General features: G+C 71.4%; 22 protein-coding genes and 1 pseudogene. 9 read left to right on the top strand and 14 right to left on the bottom strand.

Translation table 11 applies throughout. The features are described 5' to 3' along the window. Positions 1 to 117: 117 nt before the first annotated feature. On the bottom strand, positions 118 to 348 hold the full coding sequence (locus tag AQJ27_RS57930; RefSeq protein ID WP_067372074.1) for a hypothetical protein: 231 nt from the start codon (positions 346 to 348) through the stop codon (positions 118 to 120). Positions 349 to 722: 374 nt separating this feature from the next. After that, positions 723 to 1,676 carry an RNA-guided endonuclease InsQ/TnpB family protein gene (locus AQJ27_RS23470; RefSeq protein ID WP_235613640.1) on the bottom strand — a complete coding sequence of 318 codons (954 nt, stop codon included), beginning with the start codon at positions 1,674 to 1,676 and terminating at the stop codon, positions 723 to 725. Positions 1,677 to 2,350: 674 nt separating this feature from the next. Here AQJ27_RS23470 and AQJ27_RS23465 point away from each other — a divergent pair. After that, positions 2,351 to 3,022, top strand: a complete 672-nt coding sequence (locus AQJ27_RS23465; RefSeq protein WP_067372072.1) for a pyridoxine/pyridoxamine 5'-phosphate oxidase — start codon at positions 2,351 to 2,353, stop codon at positions 3,020 to 3,022. On the opposite strand, the gene AQJ27_RS23460 is transcribed toward AQJ27_RS23465, so the two are convergent. Beyond that, the gene (locus AQJ27_RS23460) at positions 2,959 to 3,936 is read right to left on the bottom strand and encodes a LysR family transcriptional regulator (protein WP_067372070.1); all 978 of its coding nucleotides are present in this window, start codon (positions 3,934 to 3,936) and stop codon (positions 2,959 to 2,961) included. The two genes, AQJ27_RS23465 and AQJ27_RS23460, sit on opposite strands and share 64 nt — an antisense overlap. Positions 3,937 to 4,127: 191 nt before the next feature. Between AQJ27_RS23460 and AQJ27_RS23455 the strand changes: the two genes are divergently transcribed. Further along, positions 4,128 to 5,033, top strand: coding sequence for an SDR family oxidoreductase (locus AQJ27_RS23455; protein WP_067372068.1), 906 nt, complete (start codon positions 4,128 to 4,130; stop codon positions 5,031 to 5,033). On the opposite strand, the gene AQJ27_RS23450 is transcribed toward AQJ27_RS23455, so the two are convergent. Further along, positions 5,015 to 5,908, bottom strand: coding sequence for a GNAT family N-acetyltransferase (locus AQJ27_RS23450; RefSeq protein ID WP_067372493.1), 894 nt, complete (start codon positions 5,906 to 5,908; stop codon positions 5,015 to 5,017). The two genes, AQJ27_RS23455 and AQJ27_RS23450, sit on opposite strands and share 19 nt — an antisense overlap. A 176-nt stretch (positions 5,909 to 6,084) precedes the next feature. Here AQJ27_RS23450 and AQJ27_RS23445 point away from each other — a divergent pair, with 176 nt between their 5' ends. After that, on the top strand, positions 6,085 to 7,617 hold the full coding sequence (locus tag AQJ27_RS23445) for a metallophosphoesterase family protein (protein ID WP_235613641.1): 1,533 nt from the start codon (positions 6,085 to 6,087) through the stop codon (positions 7,615 to 7,617). Positions 7,618 to 7,672: 55 nt separating this feature from the next. Here the strand turns inward: AQJ27_RS23445 and AQJ27_RS23440 are convergent, their stop codons facing one another. From AQJ27_RS23440 to AQJ27_RS23430, 3 genes are all read right to left on the bottom strand, one after another. Continuing rightward, a complete protein-coding gene (locus tag AQJ27_RS23440; RefSeq protein ID WP_067372066.1) occupies positions 7,673 to 8,296 on the bottom strand; it encodes a GNAT family N-acetyltransferase in 624 nt (207 codons plus the stop codon). Between the two features lie 30 nt (positions 8,297 to 8,326). Beyond that, positions 8,327 to 8,776, bottom strand: coding sequence for a Zn-ribbon domain-containing OB-fold protein (locus AQJ27_RS23435; RefSeq protein ID WP_067372064.1), 450 nt, complete (start codon positions 8,774 to 8,776; stop codon positions 8,327 to 8,329). Positions 8,777 to 8,888: 112 nt separating this feature from the next. Further along, on the bottom strand, positions 8,889 to 9,341 hold the full coding sequence (locus AQJ27_RS23430) for a DoxX family protein (protein WP_067372062.1): 453 nt from the start codon (positions 9,339 to 9,341) through the stop codon (positions 8,889 to 8,891). A gap of 297 nt (positions 9,342 to 9,638) precedes the next feature. Here AQJ27_RS23430 and AQJ27_RS23425 point away from each other — a divergent pair, with 297 nt between their 5' ends. Continuing rightward, positions 9,639 to 11,171 carry a glycosyltransferase family 39 protein gene (locus AQJ27_RS23425; RefSeq protein ID WP_079065207.1) on the top strand — a complete coding sequence of 511 codons (1,533 nt, stop codon included), beginning with the start codon at positions 9,639 to 9,641 and terminating at the stop codon, positions 11,169 to 11,171. Positions 11,172 to 11,278: 107 nt separating this feature from the next. Further along, positions 11,279 to 12,571, top strand: a complete 1,293-nt coding sequence (locus tag AQJ27_RS23420; protein WP_235613642.1) for a flavin-containing monooxygenase — start codon at positions 11,279 to 11,281, stop codon at positions 12,569 to 12,571. Between the two features lie 43 nt (positions 12,572 to 12,614). Here the strand turns inward: AQJ27_RS23420 and AQJ27_RS23415 are convergent, their stop codons facing one another. Next, positions 12,615 to 13,958 carry a COG1361 family protein gene (locus tag AQJ27_RS23415; RefSeq protein WP_067372055.1) on the bottom strand — a complete coding sequence of 448 codons (1,344 nt, stop codon included), beginning with the start codon at positions 13,956 to 13,958 and terminating at the stop codon, positions 12,615 to 12,617. Between the two features lie 395 nt (positions 13,959 to 14,353). Here AQJ27_RS23415 and AQJ27_RS23410 point away from each other — a divergent pair, with 395 nt between their 5' ends. Together AQJ27_RS23410 and AQJ27_RS23405 are read left to right on the top strand one after the other, a co-directional pair. Then, positions 14,354 to 16,579: an acetate--CoA ligase family protein gene (locus AQJ27_RS23410; RefSeq protein ID WP_067372052.1), complete on the top strand. Its 2,226-nt coding sequence runs from the start codon at positions 14,354 to 14,356 to the stop codon at positions 16,577 to 16,579. A gap of 91 nt (positions 16,580 to 16,670) precedes the next feature. Next, the gene (locus AQJ27_RS23405; protein ID WP_079065181.1) at positions 16,671 to 17,528 is read left to right on the top strand and encodes an enoyl-CoA hydratase/isomerase family protein; all 858 of its coding nucleotides are present in this window, start codon (positions 16,671 to 16,673) and stop codon (positions 17,526 to 17,528) included. 1 nt (position 17,529) lies between these two features. Here AQJ27_RS23405 and AQJ27_RS23400 read toward each other — a convergent pair whose 3' ends face one another. Beyond that, positions 17,530 to 18,489 carry a hypothetical protein gene (locus AQJ27_RS23400; RefSeq protein ID WP_067372485.1) on the bottom strand — a complete coding sequence of 320 codons (960 nt, stop codon included), beginning with the start codon at positions 18,487 to 18,489 and terminating at the stop codon, positions 17,530 to 17,532. A 103-nt stretch (positions 18,490 to 18,592) separates the two neighbouring features. On the opposite strand from AQJ27_RS23400, the gene AQJ27_RS23395 reads away from it, so the two are divergent. Next, on the top strand, positions 18,593 to 19,210 hold the full coding sequence (locus AQJ27_RS23395) for a flavin reductase family protein (protein ID WP_079065180.1): 618 nt from the start codon (positions 18,593 to 18,595) through the stop codon (positions 19,208 to 19,210). A 37-nt stretch (positions 19,211 to 19,247) separates the two neighbouring features. Here AQJ27_RS23395 and AQJ27_RS23390 read toward each other — a convergent pair whose 3' ends face one another. Continuing rightward, positions 19,248 to 20,681, bottom strand: coding sequence for an MFS transporter (locus tag AQJ27_RS23390; protein WP_067372043.1), 1,434 nt, complete (start codon positions 20,679 to 20,681; stop codon positions 19,248 to 19,250). A 71-nt stretch (positions 20,682 to 20,752) separates the two neighbouring features. On the opposite strand from AQJ27_RS23390, the gene AQJ27_RS23385 reads away from it, so the two are divergent. After that, positions 20,753 to 21,847 carry a GlxA family transcriptional regulator gene (locus tag AQJ27_RS23385; RefSeq protein WP_079065179.1) on the top strand — a complete coding sequence of 365 codons (1,095 nt, stop codon included), beginning with the start codon at positions 20,753 to 20,755 and terminating at the stop codon, positions 21,845 to 21,847. A 42-nt stretch (positions 21,848 to 21,889) separates the two neighbouring features. On the opposite strand, the pseudogene AQJ27_RS23380 reads toward AQJ27_RS23385, so the two are convergent. The 4 genes and pseudogenes from AQJ27_RS23380 to AQJ27_RS23365 all read right to left on the bottom strand — a co-directional run. After that, positions 21,890 to 23,041, bottom strand: a pseudogene (locus AQJ27_RS23380) (MFS transporter); the annotation flags it as partial. Between the two features lie 211 nt (positions 23,042 to 23,252). Further along, positions 23,253 to 24,302 (bottom strand): Zn-dependent alcohol dehydrogenase, encoded by a 1,050-nt coding sequence (locus tag AQJ27_RS23375; protein WP_067372036.1) that lies wholly within the window; start codon positions 24,300 to 24,302, stop codon positions 23,253 to 23,255. Positions 24,303 to 24,312: 10 nt separating this feature from the next. Next, positions 24,313 to 25,458: an acyl-CoA dehydrogenase family protein gene (locus tag AQJ27_RS23370; protein WP_067372034.1), complete on the bottom strand. Its 1,146-nt coding sequence runs from the start codon at positions 25,456 to 25,458 to the stop codon at positions 24,313 to 24,315. Between the two features lie 93 nt (positions 25,459 to 25,551). Further along, a complete protein-coding gene (locus AQJ27_RS23365; protein ID WP_067372032.1) occupies positions 25,552 to 26,466 on the bottom strand; it encodes an SDR family NAD(P)-dependent oxidoreductase in 915 nt (304 codons plus the stop codon). Positions 26,467 to 26,497: the final 31 nt, after the last annotated feature.

Raw genomic sequence — 26,497 nt, 5'->3', positions numbered from 1 at the left:
CTGACACGTTCGGTCCTCCCGCACAGGCCGATCCGCGCCACATCTTAGAGGCAGCGGAAAACGCGACAGACTCTTCCGTTCCCTGGCGTCACGGGGGTGCGCCAGGGATGCGGGAGGTCAGGGCAGGACGGTGACGGGGGCCGTGTCGTTGACCGGGGTCGGGTCGCGGCGGCCGGTGGACGGCTCACTGTCCTGGAGGGCCACGCTGCCCTGCCCCGGCCCGTCGAGGCTCAGGGTGAACTCGAAGTCACGGGTCTCGCCGGGGTCGAGTTGACCCACGAGGCAGCTGTACGCCGGGCCGTCGGAGTCGCAGTACGGCTTGTACGCGTCCTCGTCGATGGCCTCCATGGGTTCTTCCAGCACGGTGCCGGGCGGCGGCGTGAACAGCAGCTTCGTACCGGCGCCGGGGATGCCGGGCCCGTTGTTGCGGACCTTGAGCCGCAGCGAGCGCTTCGTGCCGGGGCTGCCCCGCAGTTCGACGCCGAATTGTCCGCGTCCTTGAGGAACTGGATCGGCGGAATGCGTTCTGCCCTCTCGTACGGCCCGAAGCCCCTCTCGGAGACCAGCAACAACTCACCCGCCTCCTTCTGCGTCAGCCCCAACCGCCCCCGTTGGATACGCAGTAGCTCCCCCACCAACTTGCGCCCCATAGACGCCCCACCATTCGCCCCCACAACGACCACCATCCTCCCCACAACCAGCAATTTGACATCCTCCCCCTCTTAAAAGAGGGGGATTCCAACCCAGGCGGGTTGAGGTTCACGGGCGCTCGAACGGCTGGCGGCCGCTGTCACCCCTCCGGCACCGGCTGTTCGCCGGGGGCGGGGGATCCCGCCCTGTCCTGCCGCGACGTTGATGCTTGCGTTCTCATCGGCGTTGCAGGTGAAGCCGCAGGACACGCAGACGAAGTCGGCTTGGCTCTTGCGCGACTTCTTCTCGATCCATCCGCAGGCACTGCACCGCAGCGACGAAAAGGGTGCGGGCACATCCTCGACCCGGCCCGGAGCCTTCTGCTCAGTGCGCTGCCTCAGCAGGCCCCAACCCTGAGCGAGAATGACCCGGTTCAGCCCGGCCTTGTGCCGGACGTTCTTGCCAGGTTGCTCGACTGTTCCCTTTGCCGAGCGAGTCATGTTCTTGATGTTCAGCTTCTCGAACCGCACCAGGCCGCACGACCTAGCGAGCATCGTGCTGGTCTTCTCGCACCAGTCCTTGCGCCGATTCGCCTCGCACGCCTTCAGCCGGGCTACCTTCGCGTGCTCGGAGGCCTTGGCCTCACTGCCCTTCGGGGCGCGGGCTGCACGCCGCTGGTGCTTGCGGATCTGTGCGCGCTCCCTGACCGTAAGCTGCGGGCAGTTCAGCTTCCGGCCGTCGGACAGAGCGGCCGTGATGGTCACACCCCGGTCGATGCCGATGACCTCTCCCGCCGCCGGCGCCTCGATCGGCTCGGGGACGACAGCGAACGCAATATGCCACTGTCCGTTACGGAAGGTGACCCGGAACGTCTTCGCGGCGGGCAGTTGAGCACGGGTGAGGCGCAAACGCACCCAGCCACAGCCGGGCACCTTCACCCGCGCCCACCGCCGGTTCAGCCTCTGCACCACCACCGAGCGGCCCATGACCTGCTTGCCCTTGGTGTTCAGCTTCGGGCTGCCGTCCGACTCGAACTCCGGGGACACGGTCGGTACCGATGACCCGGAAGCCCTCGCGGACGTGCTTCCTGCGCCAGGTCGGCTCGCCGAACCCCGAGGTGAAGCGGGCGTTCTTGGCTGTGGCGAAGTCCTTCAGAGCCTGCTGCTGCACGTCCGCGTTCCCAGCGGCGAGCCACTCGTTCCCGCGCCGGGCCTCGGTCAGCTGGCGGCACTGCTCCGCAAAACCGGGCGCGGACCTGCGGCCGGGGCGCCAGTGCGCGTGCTGCTCCACCGCCAGGTTCCACACGTACCGGGCGTGCGCGCAGTGCAGCAGCATCTGCTGCGCCTGCACGGGCGTCGGGTACAGCCGGAAACGTGACATGCCACGAACCTAGCCACCCCGTTCTCCTCCCGCGCACGCCATCGATCAACATCACCCGTGAGAGTGACCGACATGCCCTGCCTTCCAGGGCAGCCCCCGACCACGGGGCCCTCAACTCGCCAGCACCACCAACCGCTTGAGATCGCCCTCAAGTCCGTGGAGGGAGATGACGAATCGCCCTGACGGCGACTCGCCTATCCCTGCCCCGCTCCGCGGGAGCGCGCATTCACCCCGGCCATGAAGGACCGGGCACCCTGCGCGAAAGACAGGGTGGACGCGGAGCTGCTGCACGGGGTGCTCATGGCGCAGCTTTGCCGGGCCTCCGAGTGATACTCGGGGCATGGGAACGGATCTTCACGAGCTGCTCAGGTCACTGCGGGTGTGGGACGTAGAGCTGCCCTCCTTCGACCCGGCATCCACACCCGCCGAACCACTCCCCCTGTTCACGGAGTGGTTCGCGGACGCGGTCGCGGCGGGGCAGAGCGAACCGCACACGATGTCGCTGGCGACGGCGGACGAGGACGGGCTGCCCGACGTCCGGATCGTGATGCTGCACGGCGCGGACGCGGACGGCTGGGCCTTCGCGAGCCATGTCACCAGCCGCAAGGGCCGCCAGCTGGCCACGCGCCCGTACGCGGCTCTGGGGTTCTACTGGCCCGCCCAGGGCCGTCAGATCCGGCTGCGGGGGCCGGTCGAGGTCGCCCCGGCCGAGGAGGGGCAGGCGGATCTGCACGCCCGTTCGACGGGGGCGCTGGCCGCCGCTCTCGTGGGCGGGCAGAGTGAAGTGCTGGGTTCCGTAGCGGAGTTGGGGCGGGTCTCGGACGAGGCCTGGGACCGCGCTCAGCGCGAGCCCGACGCCCCTGCCCCGACGTGGACCCTCTACCGCCTCCGGCCGGAAGAGGTGGAGTTCTTCCAGGGCGACGCGAGGCGTCGGCACGTACGGCTCGTCTACCGCCGTACGGAACCTTCCCCGGAGGGCGGAGGCTGGCGCAAGGAACTGCTCTGGCCCTGAGACTCGGGACCGGTCAGGTGGGCCTGGGCGCACTTGCGGAAGGCCGTCACGAGTCGGCTGCGGTCGTCGGCGCGGGTCGCGAGCACGACGTGGCTCGGTTCGACGCCGTGCAGGGGGACCGTGGTGAGGTCGGGGCGGATTCTGTCGACGCGCGGGTCGGCCGGGACGATGGCCACGGCCTGCCCGGAGGCGATGAATTCGAACTTGTCCTCCAGGGCCTCGATGAGCGGACCGTCGGGCGCCCGGCTGCCGTCGGGGCGCGGATCGACGCGCCAGAACGCGTTCCAGGACGAGTCGGACACCCGGGGCAGGGGTTCGTCGGCGATGTCGTCGAGGGTGACGGATTCCTTGCCGGCCAGGCGGTGGTCGACGGGGACGAGGAGCACGCGGGGCTCGTCGTAGAGGATCGTGACGTGGAGCCGGTCGGTCCGCATCGGGAGGCGGGTCACCGCCACGTCCACCCGGTGCTCGACCAGGGCCGCGTGGGCGTCGTTCCACACGAGGTGCTGGGCGACCACCTCGGCGTCCGGGTGCAGCCGGCGCATCTCGCGCACCGCCGGGGTGACGATGATGCCGGAGGTGTAGCCGATGGTGACACGGCCGGGCTGGGCGGCGGCCCGGGTGCGCGCCGCGGCCTGAGTGGCCGAGCGCAGCAGCGCCTTGGCCTGGGGCAGGAAGACCTCGCCGGCCTCGGTGAGCCGACTGCCCTGCGGGGTACGGTCCAGCAGCCGGGCGCCGAGCTGCTGTTCGAGGCGGCGGATCTGCCGGCTCAGGGACGGCTGGGCGATGCACAGGGCGGTGGCGGCACGGCCGAAGTGCCGGTGCTCGGCGACGACCGTGAAATACCGCACGAGCCGCAGGTCGAGGTCGACCGGAGGCGAAGGCTGCTGCTGCGGTGACGAGTCGGACGTCATGCCTTGATGGTATTCCCCGCGACTGGCGACTGACCGCAAGTCTTCACCATTGACCTGCGGTGATACCTGAAACGCATGTGCCGTTGCGCAACAGGCCTTGGACGCGGAACCCCACGTGGCCACACGGTGGATCCGCAACCACCGGGCGGAGAACCGCCGGGCCGGACCTCATCGCCTTTTTGGAGTGCACCATGCGTGTGTTCGTCACCGGAGCCACCGGATTCGTCGGCAGCGCCGTCGTACGCGAACTGCTGGACGCGGGACACCGGGTTCTCGGCCTCGCCCGCTCGGACCGGGCCGCCGCGTCGCTGACGGCCGCGGGGGCGGAGGTGCACCGCGGCGCCCTCGACGACCTCGACAGTCTGGGGGCGGGCGCGGACGCGGCGGACGGCGTGATCCACACGGCGTTCCAGCACGGCTCCTCCGATTTCGCGGCCGCCGCCCGGGCGGAGATCCGTGCCGTCCAGACGCTCGGCGAGACGCTCGTGGGGTCCGGTCGGCCCTTCGTCGTGACCTCCGGGACCGCCGGTCTCACGCTCGTGCCGGGCCGTGTCGCGACCGAGGACGACGAGCAGGATCTCTCCTCGCCCGCGGCGGCCCGGATCCCGGCGGAGGCGGCGGCGCTGTCGTTCGCCGAGCGCGGGGTGCGGGCCTCGGTGGTGCGGCTGCCGCCGTCGGTGCACGGCGAGGAGGACCACGGTTTCGTCCCGCAGATCATCGCCGTCGCCCGCGCGAAGGGCGTCTCCGCCTACCCCGGCGACGGCTCCAACCGCTGGGCCGCCGGGCACCGGCTCGACGCCGCGCACCTGTACCGGCTGGCCCTGGAGGAGGCGCCCGGCGGCGCGCGGCTGCACGCGGTCGGCGACGAGGGCGTACCGGTCCGCGACATCGCCGAGGCCGTCGGCCGGTACCTGAAGCTGCCGGTGGCCGCCGTCCCCCGCGAGGAGGCGGCCGACCACTTCGGCTGGCTCGGACACTTCTTCGCGATGGACGTCCCGGCGTCGAGCGCCCTCACGCAGAAGCAGTTGGGATGGCACCCCGAGCGACCCGGCCTCGTCGAGGACCTCGAAGAGGGCCACTACTTCACGAAGTCGTAGACGGCGAAGTCGGCCACGGGGCGGTAACCGATGCGCTGGTAGAGGCCGTTGCTCGTCGGATTGGCGAGGTCGGTGAAGAGGAGTACCTCGTCCGCTCCGGTGGCCAGCGCGGCCCTGCTGACCTCGGCGGTGGCGGCCCCCGCGTAGCCGCGTCCGCGCAGGGGTGCCGGGGTGTAGACGGGGGCGACCCGGATCTGCCCGGCGATCAGGGGGGTCGCTCCGGCCATGGCCACCGGCGTACCGTCCGGCGTCTCCCAGAGCGTGACACCGCCGTACGCGAGTCGGCTCTCGGCCCAGCGGTCCGGGTCCTGCCGCTCGTTCCGCTCGAAGATCCCGGCGAACTCGGAGTACCAGCGCGCGACGAGCGCGTGGTCGCTCTCGCCGGCCACCCGGGCGCGGCCCGGCGGAACGGGCGTCGGCGGCGTGAGCGTACCGAGCCGGTACAGCCGTTCCCTTCTCCTGAGTTGGGCCCGCGCGCCGGTGTGGCGCTCCCAGGCGGCGGCGAACTCGGCGGCCGTGTCCACCGGACCGCCGACGCCCGGGAACGAGTACCCCTCGTCCGCGAGCCGCGCGGCCAGCGCGTCGACGTCTTCCGCCGGGAGGTCGGTGACGTTGAGCTGGTACGGCGGGGTGTGGAACAGCACGGCCGACACCCCACCGACCCCGTCGTTCTCCCTGTCCCCGTCCCCGTCGGCGAACCGGCCGAAGAACGGTGCGTCCTCCCCGTACACGTCCGGCCCTCGTCTGCGCAGCGCGTCGGTCACGGACAGCGCCACGGTGTGCGCCGCGGGCCGCGAGCGCAGGAAGTCCCCCGCGCTCGTGAGGAATTCGTCCAGATCGTGGGTGAACACCCAGCCGTGCGCGTCACGAGTCATGCCGGGCATGATCCCGCTCATCCCCTGCCAGCCGCCTCCGGTTTTCCGGCGTGACCGTGTAGGCCGTTCGCTCCCGTGCTGGTGCACGGGTGGACACCGTCGGTGACCATCCAGGTGTGCCCCCCGGCGGTGAAATACATCGGTATGTCCGGGGCACGCGAACGGAGCAACTGGACATGCGGTATCGAATCGCCGCCCTCGTCATGGCGAGCGCACTGGCCACGGCGGTCCCTGCCATAGCGGTCCCGGCCGACGCGACTCCCCCACGGATCGCACCCGACAGCGCGGGGCCGAAACCCCCCGGGCCGACGCCTCCCCCCGGAACGACACCTCCGCCCGGGGCGCCGAACGGCGAGGCCTGGGCATGGACCCAACTGACCAGCAACGGCACCCAGATCCGGTACGTGTCCACGGACACCAGCCAGACGTGTCCCGTCGTGCGCTACACCCTGGGAGTGAACCGGAATCCGCACTCCCTGCATCGGGTGAGCACTCCCGGCCCGACGTCACAGTTCCCGACCACCGTCTGTGAGCTGAGGGTGCCCCTCACGGCCTCCAACGCGGTGCTCGAGCAGACATCGATCCAGGCGGCCACGGTGCATCCCGCGAACCGTCAGCTCCCCTTGCCGAAGTGGACCTCGAACACCCGTCCCAGCAAGATCGCCGTCATCGGCGACGCGGGCTGCGAGGTCCCGGCGACCGGTCCCGTGCAGAACTGCGCGAACCATCAGACCGGCTGGCCCTTCCAGCGGATCGCGGACAGCGCGGCCACCGTGACGAAGCCGGATCTCGTGATCCACACCGGCGACTACCTCTATCGGGAGGACCCCAGCAGGGAGAACGACAAGGCGGCGAATCCGGGCTGCACGACGTTCGCCGACAGAGCCAGTTGGGACTGTGTGATCGCCGACTTCTTCAGGCCCGCCGAAAAGCTGCTGGCCGCGGCGCCGATCGCGTTGACCCGGGGCAACCACGAAGACTGCACGACGCATCCGGGCGGCGCGGGCGGCGCGTGGTTCCGCTACCTCGCCGACGATCTCCGCTCCAACGGATCGTGCAGCGTGTACCCGGCGCCCTCGCTGATCCCTGCCGGCACCCTGACCCTCGCGTCCGTGGACTCCTCGTTCGCCGACCCGAGCGACAACGGAAGCACAGCCCAGCGGGGCATCTACGCCAGGCAGTTCCAAGCCGTGAACCAGGCCGCGCTCCAGAGCCCCGCCAACGACTTCTTCGTGGTCACGCACAAGCCGCTGTGGATGGTGAAAGCGTCCGGTAACCCGCCCAACTCGGCGGAATGGCTGACTCGCGTCCTCGACGCGGCCGTCGCCGACACCTCCCTGCACCGGCTGGCGGACAACGTGCGACTGGTGCTGTCGGGGCACATCCATCTCTACCAGATGCTCGATTTCAACTCCCCGCGCCCGCCCCAGCTGACCGTGGGCTCCTCGGGCGGAACACTCGACAACGGCCCGGACGACACCAAGGTCGTCGGACAGCTGATCGGCACGCAGCCCCCGCAGGCCGTCACACAGTCGATCACCCAGGAACAGAACCCGCCGCAAAACCTGGCAGGGGTCTTCGGATACGCGGTCCTCAACGACAACGCCGGGACCTGGAACCTCACCTTCCATGACACGGCCGGTGCCGTACGGGGCAAGACCTGTGCGCTGAGCGCGAGCAAGACCAACAAGTCGTTCGCCTGCCATTGAGGCAGACCGACAGGTCAAAGAGCAGACCGGCAGGTCAAAGAGTCGGGACCGGGCCCTACCGGGGCCCGGAGCCCGTCACCGGCAGCGTCGGCTCCGGGTCCGTCGCGATCCGTGCGTGCAGGTGGACGTCCCGGAACGCGTCGTGGCGCCCCGACTCGAACATCGCCTCCCGCAGCGTCCCCTCGTACGGGAACCCGCACCGCTCGGCGATCCGGCAGGACGCGTCGTGGCCGAGGGCGTGGCCCAGTTCGATGCGGTGCAGACGGACGGCGCCGAAGGCATAGCGGGCGGCGAGGGCGAGGGCACGGGTGGCGACCTGCCGGCCGCGTGCCTCCGGAAGGACCCAGTAGCCGACGATGCCGACGCGTATGACGTGGTTGATGTCGTTGACGCCTATGTGACCCAGGGTCGTACCGGTGGCCGCGTCCGTGATGCAGAAGGTGACAGCGGTGCCGTCGGCGACGGCCTCGGCGCGCGAGCGGAGCGAGTCGCGGGCGCTGCCCAGATCCCGGACGATCTTGACCGGGGTGTTCCAGCGCTGGAACTCCGGGTCGGACAGCCCGCGCAGCCAGGTCGCGACATCGGCCTCGGACTCCGGGTCCCAGGGGCGCAGCCGCAGACCGTGGCCGTCGAGCACGGGAAAGGGATGGGCGAGGGACTTCTCGTGAACGTCGGGCATCCGGCCATTATTCACGGGGCCCAGAGGGGTTCAGGAAGCGATTTTCGACACGGAGGAAGGTGATGGGTCGGCGGAGGAAGGAGGTGGGACAGCGCCGGACCGTGGTCGGAACACGGGCACCCCCGCCCTGAACGTGACCTCCAGCCCCATCCCGATCCGCAGCGCGTCGCCCTCGCACTCCACCACCTCGGTCATCATCCGCGGCCCCTCCGCGAGGTCGACGACCGCGGCGACGTAGGGCACCCGCTCGCCGAACGGCGGGAGGTCGTTGCGGTGCACGACGGACCAGGTGTAGAGCGTGGCGTGCCCGCTCGCGGGCCGCCAGCGCACGTCCTCGCTCCAGCAGTGCGGGCAGAACTCCCGGGGGTAGTGGTGGGCCCGGTCGCAGCCCGCGCAGTGGCGGATCAGCAGTCGGCCCTCCGCCGCCGCGTCCCAGTACGGCCGGGTGAAGGCATCGACTTCGGGCAGATCGAATCGCACCCCGTCCGATACACGCGCCCCGTCCGATACACGCGCCCCATCAGATACACGCGCCCTGTCCGCCGCACGCTCCCCGCTCACGAGCGCACCCCGGCCCCGATCGACCCGCGCCTCACGCGAACAGCCCGATCGCACTGTCCAACGACCACGTCTGCCATCCCATCCCGAAGAAGGCGACGACCGAGATCAGCGCCATCATCGCGTTCTGCCCCTGCTCGGCCCAGTCGTGGATCATGAGGGTGAAGTACAGGACGTTGAGGAGCAGTCCGCCGACCAGTGCGATCGGCGTCAGGAACCCGGCCACCAGTCCCAGCCCGAGGGCCAACTCCGCGTACACGACGACGTACGCCATCGTCCGCGGCCGGGGCGCGACCACGGCGTCGAAGCCGGAGCGCACCGCGTTCCACCGGTGCTTGCCCGCGACGTCCGCCGCCCACGCGATCCCGGTCCCCCGCTCGAACCAGCCCTTCTTGTCCTTGTGCCGCCAACTCTCCAGCCACCACAGCCCGAGCCCGATCCGCAGCACGGCCAGCCACTCCGCTCCGCCGAGCCAGATCGTGTCCATGGCAGTCCACGCCCCCTTCGGTATCTGACGGTACGTCAGTTCAGCGCACGGAGGACGCCCGCGCAAGAGGTGGGACCGCGAAGTGCTGCGGTTCCCGGTCGGCCCGGCACTGAAGGACTACGCCCCACGGCCTTGTCCAGGTCGGCGGTAGTTCCCGCGACGGACCCCCTGGGTCGTCATCGCAGGTGACGACCCCGATCCCGCCCGCCGCCTAGCGTGCTGCACATGATCGGAATCGCCAGGCGGCCGCCTGGCGTCCCGTTCACCTCCTCCTTCACGCCGATCCAGGGATTTGTCATGCCCAAAACAGCACTCGGCGCGGTCGGTCCGGCAGCCCTCACCCTCCTCCTCGGTCTGTGGGGGATCAGGCGCGAGAACAGCATGTGGCGCGACGAGGCGGCGACATGGCAGGTGGCCCACAGGACCCTTCCCGAGATCTGGCACCTGCTGGACCAGGTCGATGTCGTCCACGGCCTCTACTACCTGTTCATGCACGGCGTTTTCGCCGTCTTCGGAGACAGCCTCCTCGCCCTGCGACTGCCCTCCGTTCTGGCCATGTCCGGGGCCGCCGCCCTGGTCACCCTCCTGGGGGACCGCCTGGCCGACCGGTGCACAGGGCTGGCCGCGGGACTGGCTTTCGCCCTGATCCCCGCGGTTCAGCAGTATGCGCAGGAGGGACGTCCCTACGCTCTGGTCGCGGCCTGTGTGGCACTGGCCTGCCGGCTGCTGGTCGCGGCGGTCGACAGCCCGGACGCCGGCCACTGGGTCGCGTACGGCATGGCTGTGCTCACGGGTGCGCTGCTCAACTGGTTCTCGCTCCTGGTGCTGTTCGCACACGCGGTGACGATCGCCCTCGCCCGCCTGCCCCTCGCGATCGTCCTGCGATGGGCGGCCGTCTCGTCCGCCGCCGCGATCGGCGCGCTGCCCCTCGTCATCGCCAGCAAGGCGCAGTCGGGACAGGTCGCCTGGATCCCCCCGGTCAATCAGAGCAAGCTGCTCGGCCTCTTACTGACACTGCTCGCCGGCGCGCTCTGCGCATGGTTCGCACGCCCGAGGGGGCGCCACCGCACGCCCAGCGGCGCCCGACTCCCGCTCACCGCGGTCGCCCTGCCACTGCTTGCCCTTCCTCCACTCGTGCTGCTCGTCGTCTCTCTGGCCCATCCCGTCTATCTGACTCGCTACGTCCTGTTCGGCCACCTCGGGCTCGCCCTCCTCATCGGCGCGGCGTGCCGCGCACTCGCGTTCCGCCTCCGCACGCCACCTCGCCGGCTGATCGTCGTGGTCATGGCTCTCGCCTTTCTCGGGCTGCTGCCCGTCGAGCTGTCACTGCGCAGTGCGGCCGGCCGAGTCGACGACGTGCTGTCCACCGCCGAGAACGTCGCCGCGGTCCGTGAGGCGGGAGACGTGGTGCTGTACATCCCCGCGGCACGTCGTGACACCGCCCTCGTCTCGCCGGCCGAATTCACCGGGATCAGAGATCTGGCGCTGGTCCGCGACCCGCTGGAATCCGGCACCTTGAACGGCGTGGAGGGCACCCCGGAACAGATAACCAACGCCATGCTGGCCGTACGTCGCATCGTCGTCGTCAGCGACGAGAACGCATCCGCCACCACCGAACGCGACCGGGCCAAACGGCGCGTCCTGCAGGCGCACTTCGTCCGCTGCTCCGAAACCGACGAACGCGGCCGCCGGGTCACGGTGTACGAGCGCCGCCCCAGCCCCATACGTCGGGTACGCCGGATCGGTGAACGGGTTCCCGGCCGGGCCGCTGCCAGAATCTGCGAACCCGTGCCCTTCACCCCTCACCATCCTTCGAACACAACCAAGTGACCTACGCCACCGGCCCCACCCACTCCTCCTACAGCCGTGATCAGTTCGCAACCGATTCCGGTCTTGACCGAGACCTATCAAGTGACGACGTGATTACGCTCGCGCACATGGCCGACTCGACTGCTTCCTCGACACCCCGCCCGGTGCCGTCCCACGAAGACCGCCCCGTGTACGTCATCGGCGGCGGCCCCGGGGGACTCGCGACGGCGTACGCGCTGCGCGCCCAGGGCGTACGGGCCGTCGTACTGGAGAAGTCCGACCAGGTCGGAGCGTCCTGGCGGCGCCACTACGACCGGCTGCACCTGCACACGACCCGGCGACTGTCCGGCCTGCCCGGCCTCGCGATGCCGCGCTCCTTCGGGCGGTGGGTCTCACGCGACAACGTGGTGCGCTACCTGGAGAAGTACGTCGAGTACCACCAGCTGGAGATCGTCACGGGCGTCGAGGTCTCGCGCGTCGAGCCCGCCCCGGGCGGCGACGGCTGGCTGTTGCACGCCACCGGCGGCCGCGAACTGACCGGCAGCGCCGTGGTCGTCGCCACCGGCCACAACCACACCCCGCGCCTGCCCGACTGGCCCGGCCGCGACACGTACACCGGCGAACTCCTGCACGCCGGCGACTACCGCAACCCCACCCCCTACGCCGGCCGTGACGTCCTCGTCGTCGGTGTCGGCAACACGGGCGCCGAGATCGCCGTGGACCTGGTCGAGGGCGGCGCCTCCCGGGTACGGCTCGCCGTGCGCACCGCGCCGCACATCGTGCGCCGCTCCACGGCGGGCTGGGCCGCCCAGTTCACCGGGATCCTCGTACGGCGGCTGCCGGTGCGCCTCGTCGACGCACTCGCCGGGCCGATGGCCAAGCTCAGCGTGCCGGACCTGGCGGCGCAGGGGCTGCCCCGCCCCGACACCGGCCTCTACTCCCGCGTCAACGACGGCTCCATCCCCGTCCAGGACGTCGGCCTCATCAACGCCGTCCGCAAGGGGCAGGTCGAGGTCGTGGCCGCGGTGGAGGGTTTCGAGGAGGACAAGGTCGTCCTCGCCGACGGGAAGCGGATCGACCCGGACGTCGTGATCGCCGCGACGGGGTACGCACGCGCCCTGGAGGGCATCGTCGGCCACCTCGACGTCCTCGACGGGCGTGGCCGCCCGGTCGTGCACGGCGCCCGCACCCCGAAGAAGGCACCCGGCCTCTACTTCACCGGCTTCACCAACCCCATCAGCGGCATGTTCCGCGAACTCGCCCTCGACGCGGAGAAGATCGCGAAGGCGGTCGCGAGGGCCGCGCAGAAGGCGGAGAGGGCGGCGGAGAAGGCGGCGTCGAAAGCCGGGGCGAAGACGGGAGCGAAGTCGGGAGCGGAGTCGGGAGCGCGCGACACGGGGGACACCCGCGCCGCGCGCTGAGTCACCGCATCACTGAGCGTTGCTCACTGCCGCTGAGTCACCGTCAGTTGACTGCGAGCGACGCCGTGTTGTTCGTGGTGTCCGGGTCGAAGGCGAAGTCGCCGAACTCGGGGTGGATGCTGACCTCACCGGTCGTGCCGGGCACCGCCGCGTCGATCCGCAGCTGGAAGGCGTACGTGCGCTCGGTGTTCTCGGACACCCAGTACGGCAGAGCGCAGTCGTAGCGCGGGGCGCCCGTCCGCTTCTCGTAGTACCCGCCCGTGAGGGTGTGCGGGACACAGTCCGCGGGGACGCCGGTGACCGTCGTGCCGGTCGGGACGATCAGCCTGACCTTGGCGGCCGGGTCGCCGGAGCCGAGGTTCGCGAACCAGGCCGGACCGTTGTTCTTGAAGGTGAGCGGGGCGGTCACCGTCTGGCCCGCCGTACCGGTGACCGCGGCGCCGGTCACCGAGAAGTCGGCGGTGTTGTCCGTGCCGATCTGGAGAGCCGCGTAGTTGTCGCGGCTCGCGAGGTCGGTCGCGCCGTCGGCCGGGTCGACACTGATGTCCAGCCGGTCGTTCAGCGCGTGCCGCGCGATCGCCAGCTGCAGCGGCGCGGGCAGCTCGAAGGAGTCACCGGGGGCCAGCACCTGGTCGAACGTGCAGGTCGCGCCTGTCATCGGCGCGTACTCGTCACCGCCCGACCGCGTGTAGGTGCAGGCGTCGTACTTGTTCAGGAAGTCCAGCCCGTACGACGCCGTCATCTTCACCGTGACGCCGTGCGCGCTCTCGTTGCCCTTGTTGGTCAGCGCGAAGGGGATCGTCGCGGTGCCACCCGGCTGCGCGTGCTCGACGCCGGCCACGGGGGCGAGGGACAGGTCGGGGCCCGAGGCGACCGTGAAGTCGGTCTCGAAACTGTCCTCGGGCGCGGTGAGCGTGCCGTCGGGGCCACCGGTGGCCGTCGCCCCGTAGGTGATCCTGCCCTGCGCCCCGGCCTGCGCACCGTCGGCCGCGCGGATCCCGAGGTGGATCTGCTGGCTGTAGTCGGGCCCGATCACGGGCACGTCCGGCACGCTGCACACCGCGGTCGTCCCGTTCGGCGCGCAGTTGTCCGGCCAGGTCACCTCTCCGACCCCGGCCAGCCCGGAGGCGTCGACGGTCACCTTGCCGTCGGTCACCGTGAAGTGGCTGTTGTCGTGGTAGATCCCCACGTCGATCGTCCGGCTCTGCGGCGCGCCGCCGTCCGTGCCGAGCGGCAGGGCCTGCGTGGAGGGCGCGTTGATCCACAGCTGGTCGGACTCGGTCGCGGCCGACGCGGGGGCGGCGGCGAGCCCCGCGGTGACGAGTCCGGCCGCGAGCGTCGTACAGGCTCCGAGCCGCAGCGCGCGGCCGAGAGAGACAGGTCTCATGACATCCCCAAGAGTGCGAAGAAAAGCGAGGAAAAGGACAGGTGCGGTGGCTTCACCGGCGCGAGCCGACAGGGCCATGTCATAGACGATCAGCGGGAGTTGATGGTTGTGCGGCACCCCGACGGGTTCCGGCCCCTCGCGCGGCGGGTACGAACCGGGTCCCCGCCGCACAAGGTTCCGCGCAACGTTCCACACAAGGCTCCACACAAGGTTCCGCGCAACGTTCCGCACAACGCCCCGCATGGCCTTCCGCACGACCGGCCGCGCGGCTGCCGACCTCCGAGAACCGCCCGCCGTCCAGCCTTTTGCTTGCACGACGGTTCCTGACGCGGCGTCAGTTAAGTAATCTGACAGAGCGTCAGTTAATTGGCTGTCACACAGGAGCGGGCGGACCGATGCTTGGATCAACCCACGGCACCCTCACCACCGACTCCCGCCGGGCCCGCGTCATCGCCTGCGGCGAGCAGCCCTCACCCGTCGTGCACGGCCGCCCGGCCGACGTCGACGACCTGGACGTCAGCGGCCGTCCGCTGTACGCCGACGTACCCGATCTGGACCGCTTCTTCCGTCCCGAGTCCGTGGCCGTCGTCGGCGCCTCGGACGCCGAGGGCCGGCCGAACACCGGCATCACCCGGCAGCTGATCGCCTGGGCCGAGCGGGTCGGCGCCCGGCTGCACCCCGTGCACCCCACCCGTCAGTCCGTCTTCGGCATCCCCTGCTCCCCTTCCCTCGCCGACCTGCCCGAGCAGATCGATCTGGCCGTGCTCCTCGTCGGCGACCCGCTCCCCGTGATCGGGGAACTGGCCGAGGCCAAGGTGAAGTTCGCCGTCGCGTTCGCCTCCGGGTTCGCCGAGACCGGGGCCGAGGGCGCCGCCGCGCAGGCCCACCTCGCCGCCGCCGTCCGCCGCGCCGGCCTCCGGCTTCTCGGGCCCAACACCAACCTCAACGCCTTCGAGAAGTTCCGCGACGATCTCGACGGTCCCGCGATCGCCCTCATCACCCAGTCCGGACACCAGGGCCGGCCGGTGTTCGCGATGCAGGAGCTGGGCGTACGGCTCTCCCACTGGGCGCCCACCGGCAACGAGGCCGACCTCGAGACCGCCGACTTCATCTCCTACTTCTCCGAGCAGCCGGAGATCGGCGCGATCGCCTGCTACGTCGAGGGGCTGAAGGACGGCCGCTCCTTTCTGCTCGCCGCCGACCGCGCCGCCCGCCGCGGAGTGCCCGTCGTCGCCGTCAAGGTCGGCCGCACCGAGACCGGCGCCCGCACCGCCGCCTCACACACCGGCAAGCTGACCGGCGCCGACACGGTGGTGGACGCGGCGATGCGGCAGTACGGCGTGATCCGCGTCGACGGCCTCGACGAACTCCAGGACACCGCAGCCCTGTTGGCCCGCGCCCGCGCCCCGCGGGCCGAGGGTGTCGTCGTCTATTCGATCTCGGGCGGCACGGGGGCGCACCTCGCCGACCTGGCGACGGCGGCGGGGCTGCCGCTGCCGCATCTCTCCGCCCCCAAGCAGGCCGAGCTGCACCAGTGGATACCCGAGTACCTGAGCGTGACCAATCCCGTCGACAACGGCGGGCACCCGGTCGGCGACTGGCGCGGGCGGAAGATCATCGACGCGATCCTCGCCGACCCGGAGGTCGGCGTACTGATCTGTCCGATCACCGGGCCCTTTCCTCCCATGAGCGACAAGCTCGCGCAGGACCTGGTGGACGCGGCGGAACAGACGGACAAGCTGGTGTGCGTGGTGTGGGGCTCGCCGGTCGGCACCGAGGCCGCCTACCGCGAGACGCTGCTCGGCTCGTCGAAGGTCGCCACCTTCCGGACCTTCGCCAACTGCATCACGGCCGTGCGCGCCTACCTGGACCACCACCGGTTCGTCGCCGCCTACCGCTCCCCCTTCGACGAGGCTCCCCGCACTCCCTCGCCGTCCTTCCGCAAGACGCAGGCGCTGATGCGGCCGGGGCAGCAGCTGAGCGAGCACGCGGCGAAGCAGCTGCTGCGCGCCTATGGGATCCGGGTGCCGCGCGAACAGTTGGTGACCAGCGCGGCGGCGGCCGTGCGCGCGGCGAGTCTCGTCGGCTACCCGGTGGTCATGAAGGCGTCCGGCGCCCAGATCGCCCACAAGACCGAACTGGGTCTGGTGAAGATCGGACTGACCTCCGCCAGCCAGGTCAGGGACGCCTACCGCGAGCTCACCGACATCGCGCGCTACGAGGGGATCTCGCTCGACGGGGTGCTGGTGTGCCAGATGGTCGAGCGGGGTGTGGAAATGGTCGTAGGCGTCACGCACGACCAGCTCTTCGGGCCGACCGTGACCGTCGGCCTTGGCGGCGTGCTCGTCGAGGTGCTGCGGGACGCGGCCGTCCGCGTGCCGCCGTTCGGTGAGGACCAGGCGCGGGGCATGCTCGGCGAGCTGCGCGGGCGGGCCCTTCTGGAGGGCGTGCGCGGGGGGCCGCCGGTTGATGTGGACGCGCTGATCGAGGTCGTCATGCGCGTACAGCGGATGGCGCTGGAACTCGGGGACGACATCGCCGAGCTCGACATCAACCCGCTGATGGTGCTGCCCAGGGGCCAGGGAGCGGTGGCGCTGGACGCGCTGGTCGTCTGCCGCTGAACCCCGCCGCTCCAGCGCTCCCCGCGGCGCCGGCGCCGGCCGCAGCCCCACCCCCCGCCGCACCATCCCCCGTAAAAACCGGAGCATCCCCATGACGTCCTCCCCCGAGAAACCTGCCGAGCAATCTGCCGAATCTGCCGATCCCGTCGACTCATTGGTACTGCACGCCACTGACAATCACGTCTCGTGGATCACCCTCAACCGCCCCGAAGCCCTCAACGCCATCACCCCTGACCAGCGCGAACGCCTCATCCAGCACCTCTCCCACGCCTCCTCCGACCCGGACGTACGGGCCGTCGTGATCACGGCGACCGGACGTGGTTTCTGCGCGGGCGCGGACCTGCGCGGGGGACCGTCGGCCGGGGGGCGAGTGGCCGGGGAGCGGGTGGCCGGGGACGTGGCCCGCACGATCCGGCTCGGCGCCCAGCGTCTGATCGGCGCGGTCCTCGACTGCGAGAAGCCCGTGATCGCGGCGGTCAACGGCACCGCGGCCGGCCTCGGCGCCCACCTCGCCCTCGCCTGCGACCTCGTACTCGCCGCCGATTCCGCCAAGTTCATCGAGGTGTTCGTACGCCGCGGCCTGGTCCCCGACGGCGGCGGCGCGTATCTGCTGCCCCGGCTCATCGGCCCCCAGCGCGCCAAGGAACTGATGTTCTTCGGCGACGCGCTGACGGCGGCGGACGCGGCCCGGCTCGGGCTCGTCAACAGGGTCGTACCACCGGACGATCTGGAGAAGACCGCCCGCGACTGGGCCGAGCGCCTGGCCAGCGGCCCGACCCGCGCCCTCGCCCTCACCAAACAGCTGGTCAACGCCTCCCTCGACTCCGACCGCACCACCGCCTTCGCCGCCGAAGCCGCCGCCCAGGAGATCAACATGACCACGACGGACGCGAACGAGGGCGTGGCCGCCTTCACAGAACGCCGAACCCCCCACTACCGGGGCCGCTGAGTCAGTCCCGCCTCAGCCTGCGCAGGTCCCCCGAGTCGGGGTCGCCGAACAGGACGTACAGCTCGGGCTCGTCCTCGCTGCCGCCGATGGTCCAGAAGGTGGCGTCCCCGCACCCGGGGACGGTGACGACCACGCCGTCCCGCTCCTCGGGGCCGTTCACGGAGTAGTGGTCGTGGGCGCCGTCCGTGTCGAGGAACCAGGTCCCGGTCCCGCCGCACACACTGAATTCCGTGGTCACCGGCTCGTGGTGACCGGGTTCGGCGGCCACCTTGGTGAGAGCGGCCCGCCCGCCGGTGCCGAGCCGCAGTACGGCACCGTGGCCGCCCCGCCAGACTCCGGCGAGCTCTCCGGCCGGGAGCTTCGGCGGCTCGTACTCCTTGATGAGGCCGGTGGACTGCGCCACCGTGCCCGCGACGAGAACCACCACGCTCAGGCCGGTCGAGCCGAGCGCCGAAGCCAGCCAGATCGTCCGTCGGCCGCGCGGTGGCCGCCCCGTGGTCCGCGTACGCCCGCGGACGTACGCGACGCCGAGCGCGGGCAGCACTCCGAACGCCACGATCCACAAGGTCCCGGCCAGGAATGACCAGCCGCCGACTGCGGCACCGACCACCGACCAGACCGCGCCGAGCACGCCGATGAACACCAGGTGCCAGCCCCACTCCCGGCCGCCCGCGCGCCGCACCGTCAGACGGGCGAGCGTCGCGGCCGGCATCGTGTGCACGGCCGCGTGCGACTGGCCCAGGACCCAGAGGAGCAGCGGCGCGAAGAGGAGCAGACACGCCAGGCCGAAGGAACTGTCATACGTCGCGCCGTACGGGTCGTCGTTCAGCGTCCCGAGCCAGAGCAACGCGCCGACCACGGGGAGCTGCGCCGCACAGACCGCGGCGGCGGCGTTCACCTCGGCGTCCGCCCACTTCAGCCCCGCGCGCCCCGGCTTGCGCCCCGCGTCCGCCCACCCCATGGTCGCGAACATACGCGCAGGCCGGACGGGGAGTCGCCACGGGGCTCGCCTCGGCTCCCAGCCCTTCCCATCTGACAGTCCGTCAGCTTCAATGGGTGGTGTGATGGGACACGCAGGGATGGCGGCCGCCGCCGTCCGTTATCTCAGGTCGGCCGGGGCTTCCAGCGTCGCGGGGCAGGTCGAGGTGCTGCCGCGGCCGGAGTTGCGCGCGGTGGGGGACGATGAGCGGGCGCCGGTCGATCAGGCGGCGTTTCGGCGGGTGTTGGGGAACTTCGCGACGGGTGTCACCGTCATCACCGCGCCGGGCGTCGAGGGCGAAGCCGGTGGCGGGGGTCCGGCCGGGTTCGCCTGTCAGTCGTTCGCGTCGCTCTCGCTCGATCCGCCCCTGGTCTGCTTCATGGTGGGGCGTACGTCGGCGACCTGGCCGCGGATCGCCCGCGCGGGCGTGTTCTGCGTGAACGTGCTGGGGGCGCACCAGGGCGAGCTGTGCCGCGGGTTCGCGGTGAGCGGGGCGGACAAGTTCACCGGGGTCGTGTACGACGCGGCGCCCGTTTCCGGTTCGCCGCGTCTCGCGGGCGCCGCGGCCTGGGTCGACTGCACGATCCACGCGGTGCACACCGGTGGGGACCATCTGATCGTGGTGGGACGGGTGGACGCACTCGGCGCGAGCGACGGTGACGACGTCGCGCCGCTGCTGTTCCACAAGGGGCGGTTCCTCTAGTTCGGTGGCAGGCCGCCCGGTCGGGGTACCGGAGTCGTCAGGCGATCGCCGGAACCGCGGGGGTGCCCGTCGCGGGGCGCCGTCGGATCACCAGTGCCATCAGGGCCGCCGCCGCGCACAGGGCGCCCGAGGCGTACCAGACCACGTCGTACGAGCCGAACGCGTCCCGCGCCACACCGCCGAGGAAGGCGACGAGGGCGGCGCCGACCTGGTGGGAGGCGAGGACCCAGCCGAAGACGATGGCGCTGTCCTCGCCGTACTGCTCACGGCACAGGGCCAGGGTGGGCGGGACGGTGGCGACCCAGTCGAGGCCGTAGAAGACGATGAAGAAGATCATCGGGGGATGGACGGAGGGGGCGAGGAGCATGGGGAGGAAGAGGAGCGAGGTGCCGCGCAGCGCGTAGTAGACGGCGAGCAGCCGGCGCGGTTCGAAGCGGTCGGTGAACCAGCCGGAGGCGACCGTTCCGACCACGTCGAAGACCCCGATCACCGCGAGCAGCGAGGCCGCCGCCGTGATGGGCATCCCGTGGTCGTGGGCCGCGGGCACGAAGTGCGTCTGGACCAGGCCGTTCGTCGAGGCACCGCAGATCGCGAAGGTGCCGGCCAGCAGCCAGAACGGTCCGGTGCGGACGGCGGAGAGCAGGACCGTCACCGCGCGCCGGGCGGCGCCCCGCACGGGCGCGGGCTTCGGTACGAACTCCGCCGACCCGTACGGTTTCACGCCCACGTCCGCCGGGTGGTCCCGCAGCAGCAGCCATACGAAGGGGACGACCGCGAGCGCCGCGAGGGCCACCGTCACCGCGGCCGGGCGCCAGTCGTGCTTCGTGACGATCCAGGACAGGAGCGGCAGGAAGATCAGCTGGCCGGACGCCGAGGCCGCCGTCAGGATGCCCGTGACCAGGCCCTTGCGCGCCGTGAACCAGCGGTTGGTGACCGTCGCCGCGAAGGCCAACGCCATGGAGCCGGACCCCAGGCCGACCAACAGGCCCCAGCAGAGCAGCAGCTGCCAGGCCGCCGTCATCCACACGGTCAGTCCGGAACCGAGCGCGATCACCATCAGGGCGATCGCCACCACGCGCCGGATGCCGAAGCGGTCCATCAGTGCCGCCGCGAACGGCGCCGTCAGCCCGTACAGCGCGAGGTTGATGGACACCGCCGCGCCGATCGTGCCGCGTGACCAGTGGAACTCCTGGTGCAGCGGGTCGATCAGCAGACCCGGCAGTGAACGGAAGGCAGCCGCACCGATGATCGTCACGAAGGTGACAGCGGCGACGAACCAGGCGCGGTGGATGCGGACGCGGGGAGTGGACGCGCGGGCCGGCTCGATGGAGTCGGCCGGCTCGGCGGAGTCGATCGGCCCGGTGGAGTCGGCCGGCTCGATCGAGCCGGTGGAGTCGTTCGGCTCGGTGGGGCGGGGGTCCTCCGCGGCTGCGGCGCCCCCCGGAGAGGCGGCATCGGTTGTCTGGGTCACGACATAGAGCTTCGGGTCTGCCGTTCTCGCGAACGAGTGGCCCGAAGGACAGCATTCGCTAGGATCGGGCCATGGCCCCTCAGGGTACGCATCCTCCCCACCGCGTCGTCGTCCTCGCCCTCGACGGGCTGCTGCCCTTCGAGCTCGGCATCCCGCAGCGCATCTTCGGCAAGGCGCGCGACACCGACGGGCAGCCGCTGTACGAGATCGTCACCTGCTCGGTCCGGCCGCCCGGCCCCGTCGAGACGGACGCCGACTTCGCCGTCCTCGTCGCGAACGGCCCCGAGGCCCTCGCCACCGCCGACACCGTCGTCATCCCCGCCTCCTACGAACTCGGCCCCGTCCACGAGGAAGGCATCCTCACCCCCGAACTGACCGCCGCCCTCGCCCACGTCCGCCCCGGCACCCGCCTCGTCTCCATCTGCACCGGCGGCTACGTCCTCGCCGCCGCCGGATACCTCGACGGCCGGCCCGCCACCACCCACTGGATGCACGCCGAGCACTTCCAGCGGCTCTTCCCGAAGATCAAGGTCGACGCCGAAGTGCTCTTCGTCGACGACGGCGACATCCTCACCTCCGCCGGTGTCGCCGCGGGAATCGACCTGTGCCTCCATCTCGTACGCCGTGACCACGGCACCGCCGTCGCCAACGACGTGGCCCGCCGCACCGTCGTACCCCCGCACCGCGACGGCGGGCAGGCGCAGTACATCCAGCGGCCGGTGCCGGAGCCGCAGGCGGCCACCACGACCGCCGCCCGTGCCTGGGCGCTGGCCCGCCTCCACGAGCCGATCCAGCTGCGTGACATGGCCGAACAGGAAGCCATGTCCGTACGCACCTTCACGCGCCGCTTCCGCGAGGAGGTCGGGGTCAGCCCCGGGCATTGGCTGACCCAGCAGCGCATCGAACGGGCCCGGCACCTGCTGGAGACCAGCGACCTGTCCATCGACCAGGTCGCGCGGGACGCCGGTTTCGGCACGGCCCAGTCGATGCGGCAGCACCTACAGGCGGTGCTCGGGGTCACCCCCACCGCGTATCGGCGCACCTTCCGGAGCTCCGGGGCCTCCACAGTCGAGGGCCTCGGCGGGGGTCTGGGGGAGGGATTGGGCGGGAGTCCGGTTGAGGGATTGGGCGGGGGTGACGTCGACCGTCTTGGGGCCGTGCGTTGAGCGCGGTCCGGTGGTGGTGGGGGCCGGGTCAGGGGGCTTGATCCGGGCGTGCTCGCCCAGCGCGCCCACCAACGTGAGCAGCAGGGTGAGGCCGACGCCGGCCAGGATCGCGGTCGAGGGCGCGACGAAGTGGAGGAGCGCGCCCGCGAGGGAGCCCGTCGCGGCGTAACCCGCGCCCACGGCCGCGTACATCACCGAGTACCCCGCCGCCAGCGCGCTCGGCGGGAGCATCTCGCGCAGCGACAGGTTGCGGGTGAGCATCGCGCCCGCCTGCAGAACGCCCGCGGCGGTGAGCGCGGCCGCCATCCCGGCGAGGGTCGGTATCAGCGCGACCAGCGTCAGACAGACCGCCATGCCGCACATCAACACCACGCTTCGGGTACGCAGTTGCCCCGGCCAGGAGCGCAGCCCGTACAGGAACGCGCCCACCGCCGAGCCCAGCGACAGGCCCGTGAGCAGTGGGCCCGCCCAGCCGACGGCCGTCCCGCGCTGTTCGAGCAGGGCGGGCAGGACGAGTTCGGCGAGGGCGAGGAGGGAGAGGCTGGCCGCGCCCGTCACATACGCCGGCCACGCTCTGGCGAGTAGCCGGTGCATCGACTCGCCCGCGCGGTCCCCGTCGTCGGCCTCCCAGCCCGCGGGGAGCAGCCACAGGCCCGCGACCGACGAGGCCATCAGCGCGGCGGCGAGCAGGAGCGGGACTCTGGGGGCGACGCCCAGGGCGAGGCCCGTGACCGCCGCCGGGGTCAGGGACCATATCCCGAACGTCAGCACCGACTCGGCGGACAGTGCTTGGGCCGCCGCTCGCTTCGGGACCAGGCTGGTCAGCAGGGTGCGGAGGGCGCCGGGGGCCGCGGCGGGGGCGGCGCCGGCCAGGGCGGCGAACGCGGCGAGCAGGGGTGGGGGCGCGTGAGGGATCGCGGCCAGGGCGGCGAAGCCGGACGCGCCGATCGCCAGGCCCCAGGCCAGGTGGGGGCGGGCTCTGTCGGGGTGCATACGGGTGCCGAGGAGGGGGGCGCCGATGATCTCGCCGATCACGTAGGCCGCTGCCAGGGTTGCGCCCAGGGTGTAGCCGGCAGGGCGTTCCCGGACGAGGAAGACCAGGGCCAGGGGGGTCATGGCGACCGGCATACGGGCACCGGTGGCCACGACGGCCCAGGCCAGGACCCGTTTGGTGGCGACGTCTCGGTAGCTCATGCGACGACGCTAGGGGACCGGTCCGACAACACCCCACGGGTTTTCCCCGCCCTGTGGACAACCCCGCACCGGCCTGAACGGCCTCGCCCTCAAACGCCGGACAGGCTGAAAGTTGCGCGCCAGCGCCCTTAAGGGGCGCGGGGAACTGCGCGACCAGCCCCCACCCACCCGCGGGCGAAGGAACCGAACCCGCACCCCGGACCCCGCACCCCTAGAACGTCAGCACCGCCCGCGCCACCCTCCCCCCTTCCGCATCCTGCGCCGCCTTCTCGAAGTCCTCCACCGGGTAGGTCCGGGTGACCAGTTCGTCCAGGAGAAGGCGGCCTTCTCGGTACAGGTCGGCGTACAGGGCGATGTCACGCTGGGGGCGGGAGGAGCCGTATCGGCAGCCCAGGATGGACTTGTCGAGGTACATGGAGGAGACGAGGAAGGACGCCTCGGCCGTGGCCGGGGGTACGCCGAGGAGGACCGCCTGGCCGTGGCGGTCCAGCAGGTCGATGGCCTGGCGGATGAGTTCGACGCGGCCGACGCACTCGAAGGCGTGGTCCGCCCCCGTGGGAAGGATGTCCTTCACGGCCTCCGTCGACGTCAGGAAGTGCGTCGCGCCGAAGCGCCGGGCCACCGCCTCCTTCGCCGGGTTGGCGTCGACCGCGACGATCTTCAGGGCGCCCGCGATCCGCGCGCCCTGGAGGACGTTGAGTCCGATTCCGCCGGTGCCGATGACGAGGACGGTGTCCCCCCGGTCCACCCTCGCGCGGTTCAGGACCGCGCCCACTCCCGTCAGGACGCCGCATCCGATCAGCGCGGCGGACGGGAGGGGGATGTCCTTGGGGATGCGGACGACCTGGACGGCCTTCACCACCGTCCGTTCCGCGAACGCGGAGTTGGACGCGAACTGGTACAGCGGCCGCCCGCCCCGCGTGAACGGCTGCCGTGGCATCCCGATCGCCTTGCGGCACATCGTCGGCCGCCCCCGGTCGCACTCCGCGCACGTCCCGCAGTTGGCGAGCGTGGAGAGCGCGACATGGTCGCCGGGGCGGACATGGCCGACGCCCGCGCCCACCGCCTCGACGACCCCCGCGCCCTCATGCCCCAGGACCACGGGGACGGGAAAGGGGATCGTCCCGTCCACGACCGACAGGTCGCTGTGGCAGAGCCCGGCCGCGGAGATCGCGACCTGCACCTCTCCGGGTCCCGGATCCCGTATCTCCAGGTCGTCCACGACCTGGGTCCGCTTGCCGTCGAAGACCACGCCTCGCATCGCGACTCCCTCAGCCCTTGGGTTCCCTCGGCAGGCCGAGCACGCGCTCGGCGATGATCGTGCGCTGGATCTCGTCCGAGCCGCCGTAGATGGTGTCGGCCCGGCTGAACAGGAACAGGTGCTGGGAGGAGTCGAGTTCGTACGGTGCCTCGGCCGACCAGTCCCCAGGGCCGGTCGCGGCCTCCGCGCCCCGCACCCGTACCGCCAGTTCACCGAGCCGCTGGTGCCAGCGGCCCCACAACAGCTTGGCGACGCTGGGCGCGCCCGCGTCACCCGAACCGCCCAGCGTCCGCAGCGCGTTCCAGCGCATCGTGCGCAGCTCCGCCCACTGGCGTACGAGGTGGTCGCGGACGACGGGGTCGGCCGCGGCGCCCGTGGCGACGGCCGTCTCGATCACCCGGCCCAACTCCTCCGCGAAACCGATCTGCTGGGCCAGGGTCGAGACCCCTCGTTCGAAACCGAGGAGGCTCATGGCGACCTGCCAGCCGTTGCCCGCACCGCCGACCACGTGCTCGGCGCGCGCCACCGCCCCGTCGAAGAAGACCTCGTTGAACTCGCTCGTGCCGGTGAGCTGGCGGATCGGGCGGACCTCGACACGGCCGGGCTGGTCCATCGGGACGAGAAGGAAGGACAGGCCGTGGTGGCGGGTCGACCCCGGTTCCGTACGGGCGAGGACGAAGCACCAGTCCGCCTCGTGGGCGAGCGAGGTCCAGATCTTCTGGCCGCTGACGCGGTACGTGTCGCCGTCCCGTGCCGCGGACGTACGGATCCCCGCCAGGTCCGAGCCCGCGCCGGGCTCGCTGTATCCCTGACACCAGAGTTCCTCGCCGCGGGCGACCGGGGGCAGGAAGCGGGCCTTCTGTTCCGGGGTCCCGTGAGCGATGAGGGTGGGGGCGAGGAGCTTCTCGCCGATGTGGCCCGAGCGGGCCGGGGCCTTGGAACGGGCGTACTCCTCGGCCCAGACGACCTGTTGGGTCAGGCTCGCCCGCCGGTTGCCGTAGCCGTCCTCCGCCCAGCCGAGACCGATCCAGCCGCCCCGGCCCAGTTCCCGTTCCCAGTCCTGGCGGACGACCGGTTCACCGACCGGGTGAGCGGTCAGCCAGTCCCGTGCGGTGCGCCGGAAGGCCTCGTCCTCGGCGTCGAATCCGAACTCCATGTGTCCCCCTCACCCACGGGCCCAACAGAACAACGGCACCTCACGCGTTCGACCGCACCTCACGCGTTCAGCCGCACCTCACGCGTCTGCACCTCACGCGTTCGGCCGCGCCTTGCGCGCCGCCGCCCGCGCCATCGCCTCCACCTGTTCCAGCAGGGGCATGGGGTCCACGCCCACGGTCCCCGGCAGGAAGTCCGCGATCCGCTCGGGAGTCCAGGGGCCGCCCTCCGCGTACCCGGCGCGCAGCTCCCGCGGCTGCGCCCACACCGCGATCTTCGGGCCGGCGATCGTGTAGACCTGCCCGGTGATGCGTTCCTCGCGGGCACGGTCGGAGAGGAGGTAGACCACCAGCGCGGCCACGTCCTCCGGTTCGCCGATCTCCTTCAGCTCCATGGGGACATTGGCCGACATACGGGTGCGGGCGACCGGTGCCACCGCGTTCGCCGTCACCCCGTACTTGTGCAGGCCCAGTGCCGCGCTGCGGACCAGTGAGATGATCCCGCCCTTCGCCGCGCTGTAGTTGGCCTGCGCGACCGAGCCCTGGTGGTTGCCGCTGGTGAAGCCGATCAGCGTGCCCGCGCCCTGTTTACGCATGACCGCCGAGGCCGCGCGGAAGACCGTGAACGTGCCCTTCAGGTGGGTGGCGACGACGGGGTCCCACTCCTCCTCGGACATGTTGAAGAGCATCCGTTCGCGCAGGATGCCGGCCACGCACACCACTCCGTCGACACGTCCGTACGAGGTCAGCGCCGCGTCGACGACCCGCCGGCCGCCGGCCATCGTGGAGATGTCGTCGGCCACCGCGACGGCTTCCCCGCCCGCCGCCTCGATCTCCTTGACCACGGCGTCGGCGATCGAACTCGTCGGCTCGGCGCCCTCGATGGACACCCCGTAGTCGTTGACGACGACCCGTGCGCCCTCGGCCGCCGCGGCGAGCGCGACGGCGCGGCCGATCCCGCGGCCCGCCCCCGTCACGGCGACGACCTTTCCTGCCAAGAAGTTCCCCACGTCCGGCCCCTCCCGCAGTTTCTGACGGTCC

The sequence above is a fragment of the Streptomyces olivochromogenes genome, from assembly GCF_001514115.1.
GTDB lineage: Bacteria > Actinomycetota > Actinomycetes > Streptomycetales > Streptomycetaceae > Streptomyces > Streptomyces olivochromogenes.
The sequence above is the reverse complement of the archived record's forward strand: the minus strand, read 5'-3'. Positions and strand labels throughout refer to the sequence as shown.

What these genes read in the sequence shown, in the direction of transcription:
- AQJ27_RS57930 (WP_067372074.1), bottom strand. Translation starts at nt 348, where the DNA reads ATGGAGGCCATCGACGAGGACGCGTACAAGCCGTACTGCGACTCCGAC.
- AQJ27_RS23465 (WP_067372072.1), top strand. Translation starts at nt 2,351, where the DNA reads ATGGGAACGGATCTTCACGAGCTGCTCAGGTCACTGCGGGTGTGGGAC.
- AQJ27_RS23460 (WP_067372070.1), bottom strand. Translation starts at nt 3,936, where the DNA reads ATGACGTCCGACTCGTCACCGCAGCAGCAGCCTTCGCCTCCGGTCGAC.
- AQJ27_RS23455 (WP_067372068.1), top strand. Translation starts at nt 4,128, where the DNA reads ATGCGTGTGTTCGTCACCGGAGCCACCGGATTCGTCGGCAGCGCCGTC.
- AQJ27_RS23450 (WP_067372493.1), bottom strand. Translation starts at nt 5,908, where the DNA reads ATGACTCGTGACGCGCACGGCTGGGTGTTCACCCACGATCTGGACGAA.
- AQJ27_RS23445 (WP_235613641.1), top strand. Translation starts at nt 6,085, where the DNA reads ATGCGGTATCGAATCGCCGCCCTCGTCATGGCGAGCGCACTGGCCACG.
- AQJ27_RS23440 (WP_067372066.1), bottom strand. Translation starts at nt 8,296, where the DNA reads ATGCCCGACGTTCACGAGAAGTCCCTCGCCCATCCCTTTCCCGTGCTC.
- AQJ27_RS23430 (WP_067372062.1), bottom strand. Translation starts at nt 9,341, where the DNA reads ATGGACACGATCTGGCTCGGCGGAGCGGAGTGGCTGGCCGTGCTGCGG.
- AQJ27_RS23425 (WP_079065207.1), top strand. Translation starts at nt 9,639, where the DNA reads ATGCCCAAAACAGCACTCGGCGCGGTCGGTCCGGCAGCCCTCACCCTC.
- AQJ27_RS23420 (WP_235613642.1), top strand. Translation starts at nt 11,279, where the DNA reads ATGGCCGACTCGACTGCTTCCTCGACACCCCGCCCGGTGCCGTCCCAC.
- AQJ27_RS23415 (WP_067372055.1), bottom strand. Translation starts at nt 13,958, where the DNA reads ATGAGACCTGTCTCTCTCGGCCGCGCGCTGCGGCTCGGAGCCTGTACG.
- AQJ27_RS23410 (WP_067372052.1), top strand. Translation starts at nt 14,354, where the DNA reads ATGCTTGGATCAACCCACGGCACCCTCACCACCGACTCCCGCCGGGCC.
- AQJ27_RS23405 (WP_079065181.1), top strand. Translation starts at nt 16,671, where the DNA reads ATGACGTCCTCCCCCGAGAAACCTGCCGAGCAATCTGCCGAATCTGCC.
- AQJ27_RS23400 (WP_067372485.1), bottom strand. Translation starts at nt 18,489, where the DNA reads ATGGGGTGGGCGGACGCGGGGCGCAAGCCGGGGCGCGCGGGGCTGAAG.
- AQJ27_RS23395 (WP_079065180.1), top strand. Translation starts at nt 18,593, where the DNA reads ATGGGACACGCAGGGATGGCGGCCGCCGCCGTCCGTTATCTCAGGTCG.
- AQJ27_RS23385 (WP_079065179.1), top strand. Translation starts at nt 20,753, where the DNA reads ATGGCCCCTCAGGGTACGCATCCTCCCCACCGCGTCGTCGTCCTCGCC.
- AQJ27_RS23375 (WP_067372036.1), bottom strand. Translation starts at nt 24,302, where the DNA reads ATGCGAGGCGTGGTCTTCGACGGCAAGCGGACCCAGGTCGTGGACGAC.
- AQJ27_RS23370 (WP_067372034.1), bottom strand. Translation starts at nt 25,458, where the DNA reads ATGGAGTTCGGATTCGACGCCGAGGACGAGGCCTTCCGGCGCACCGCA.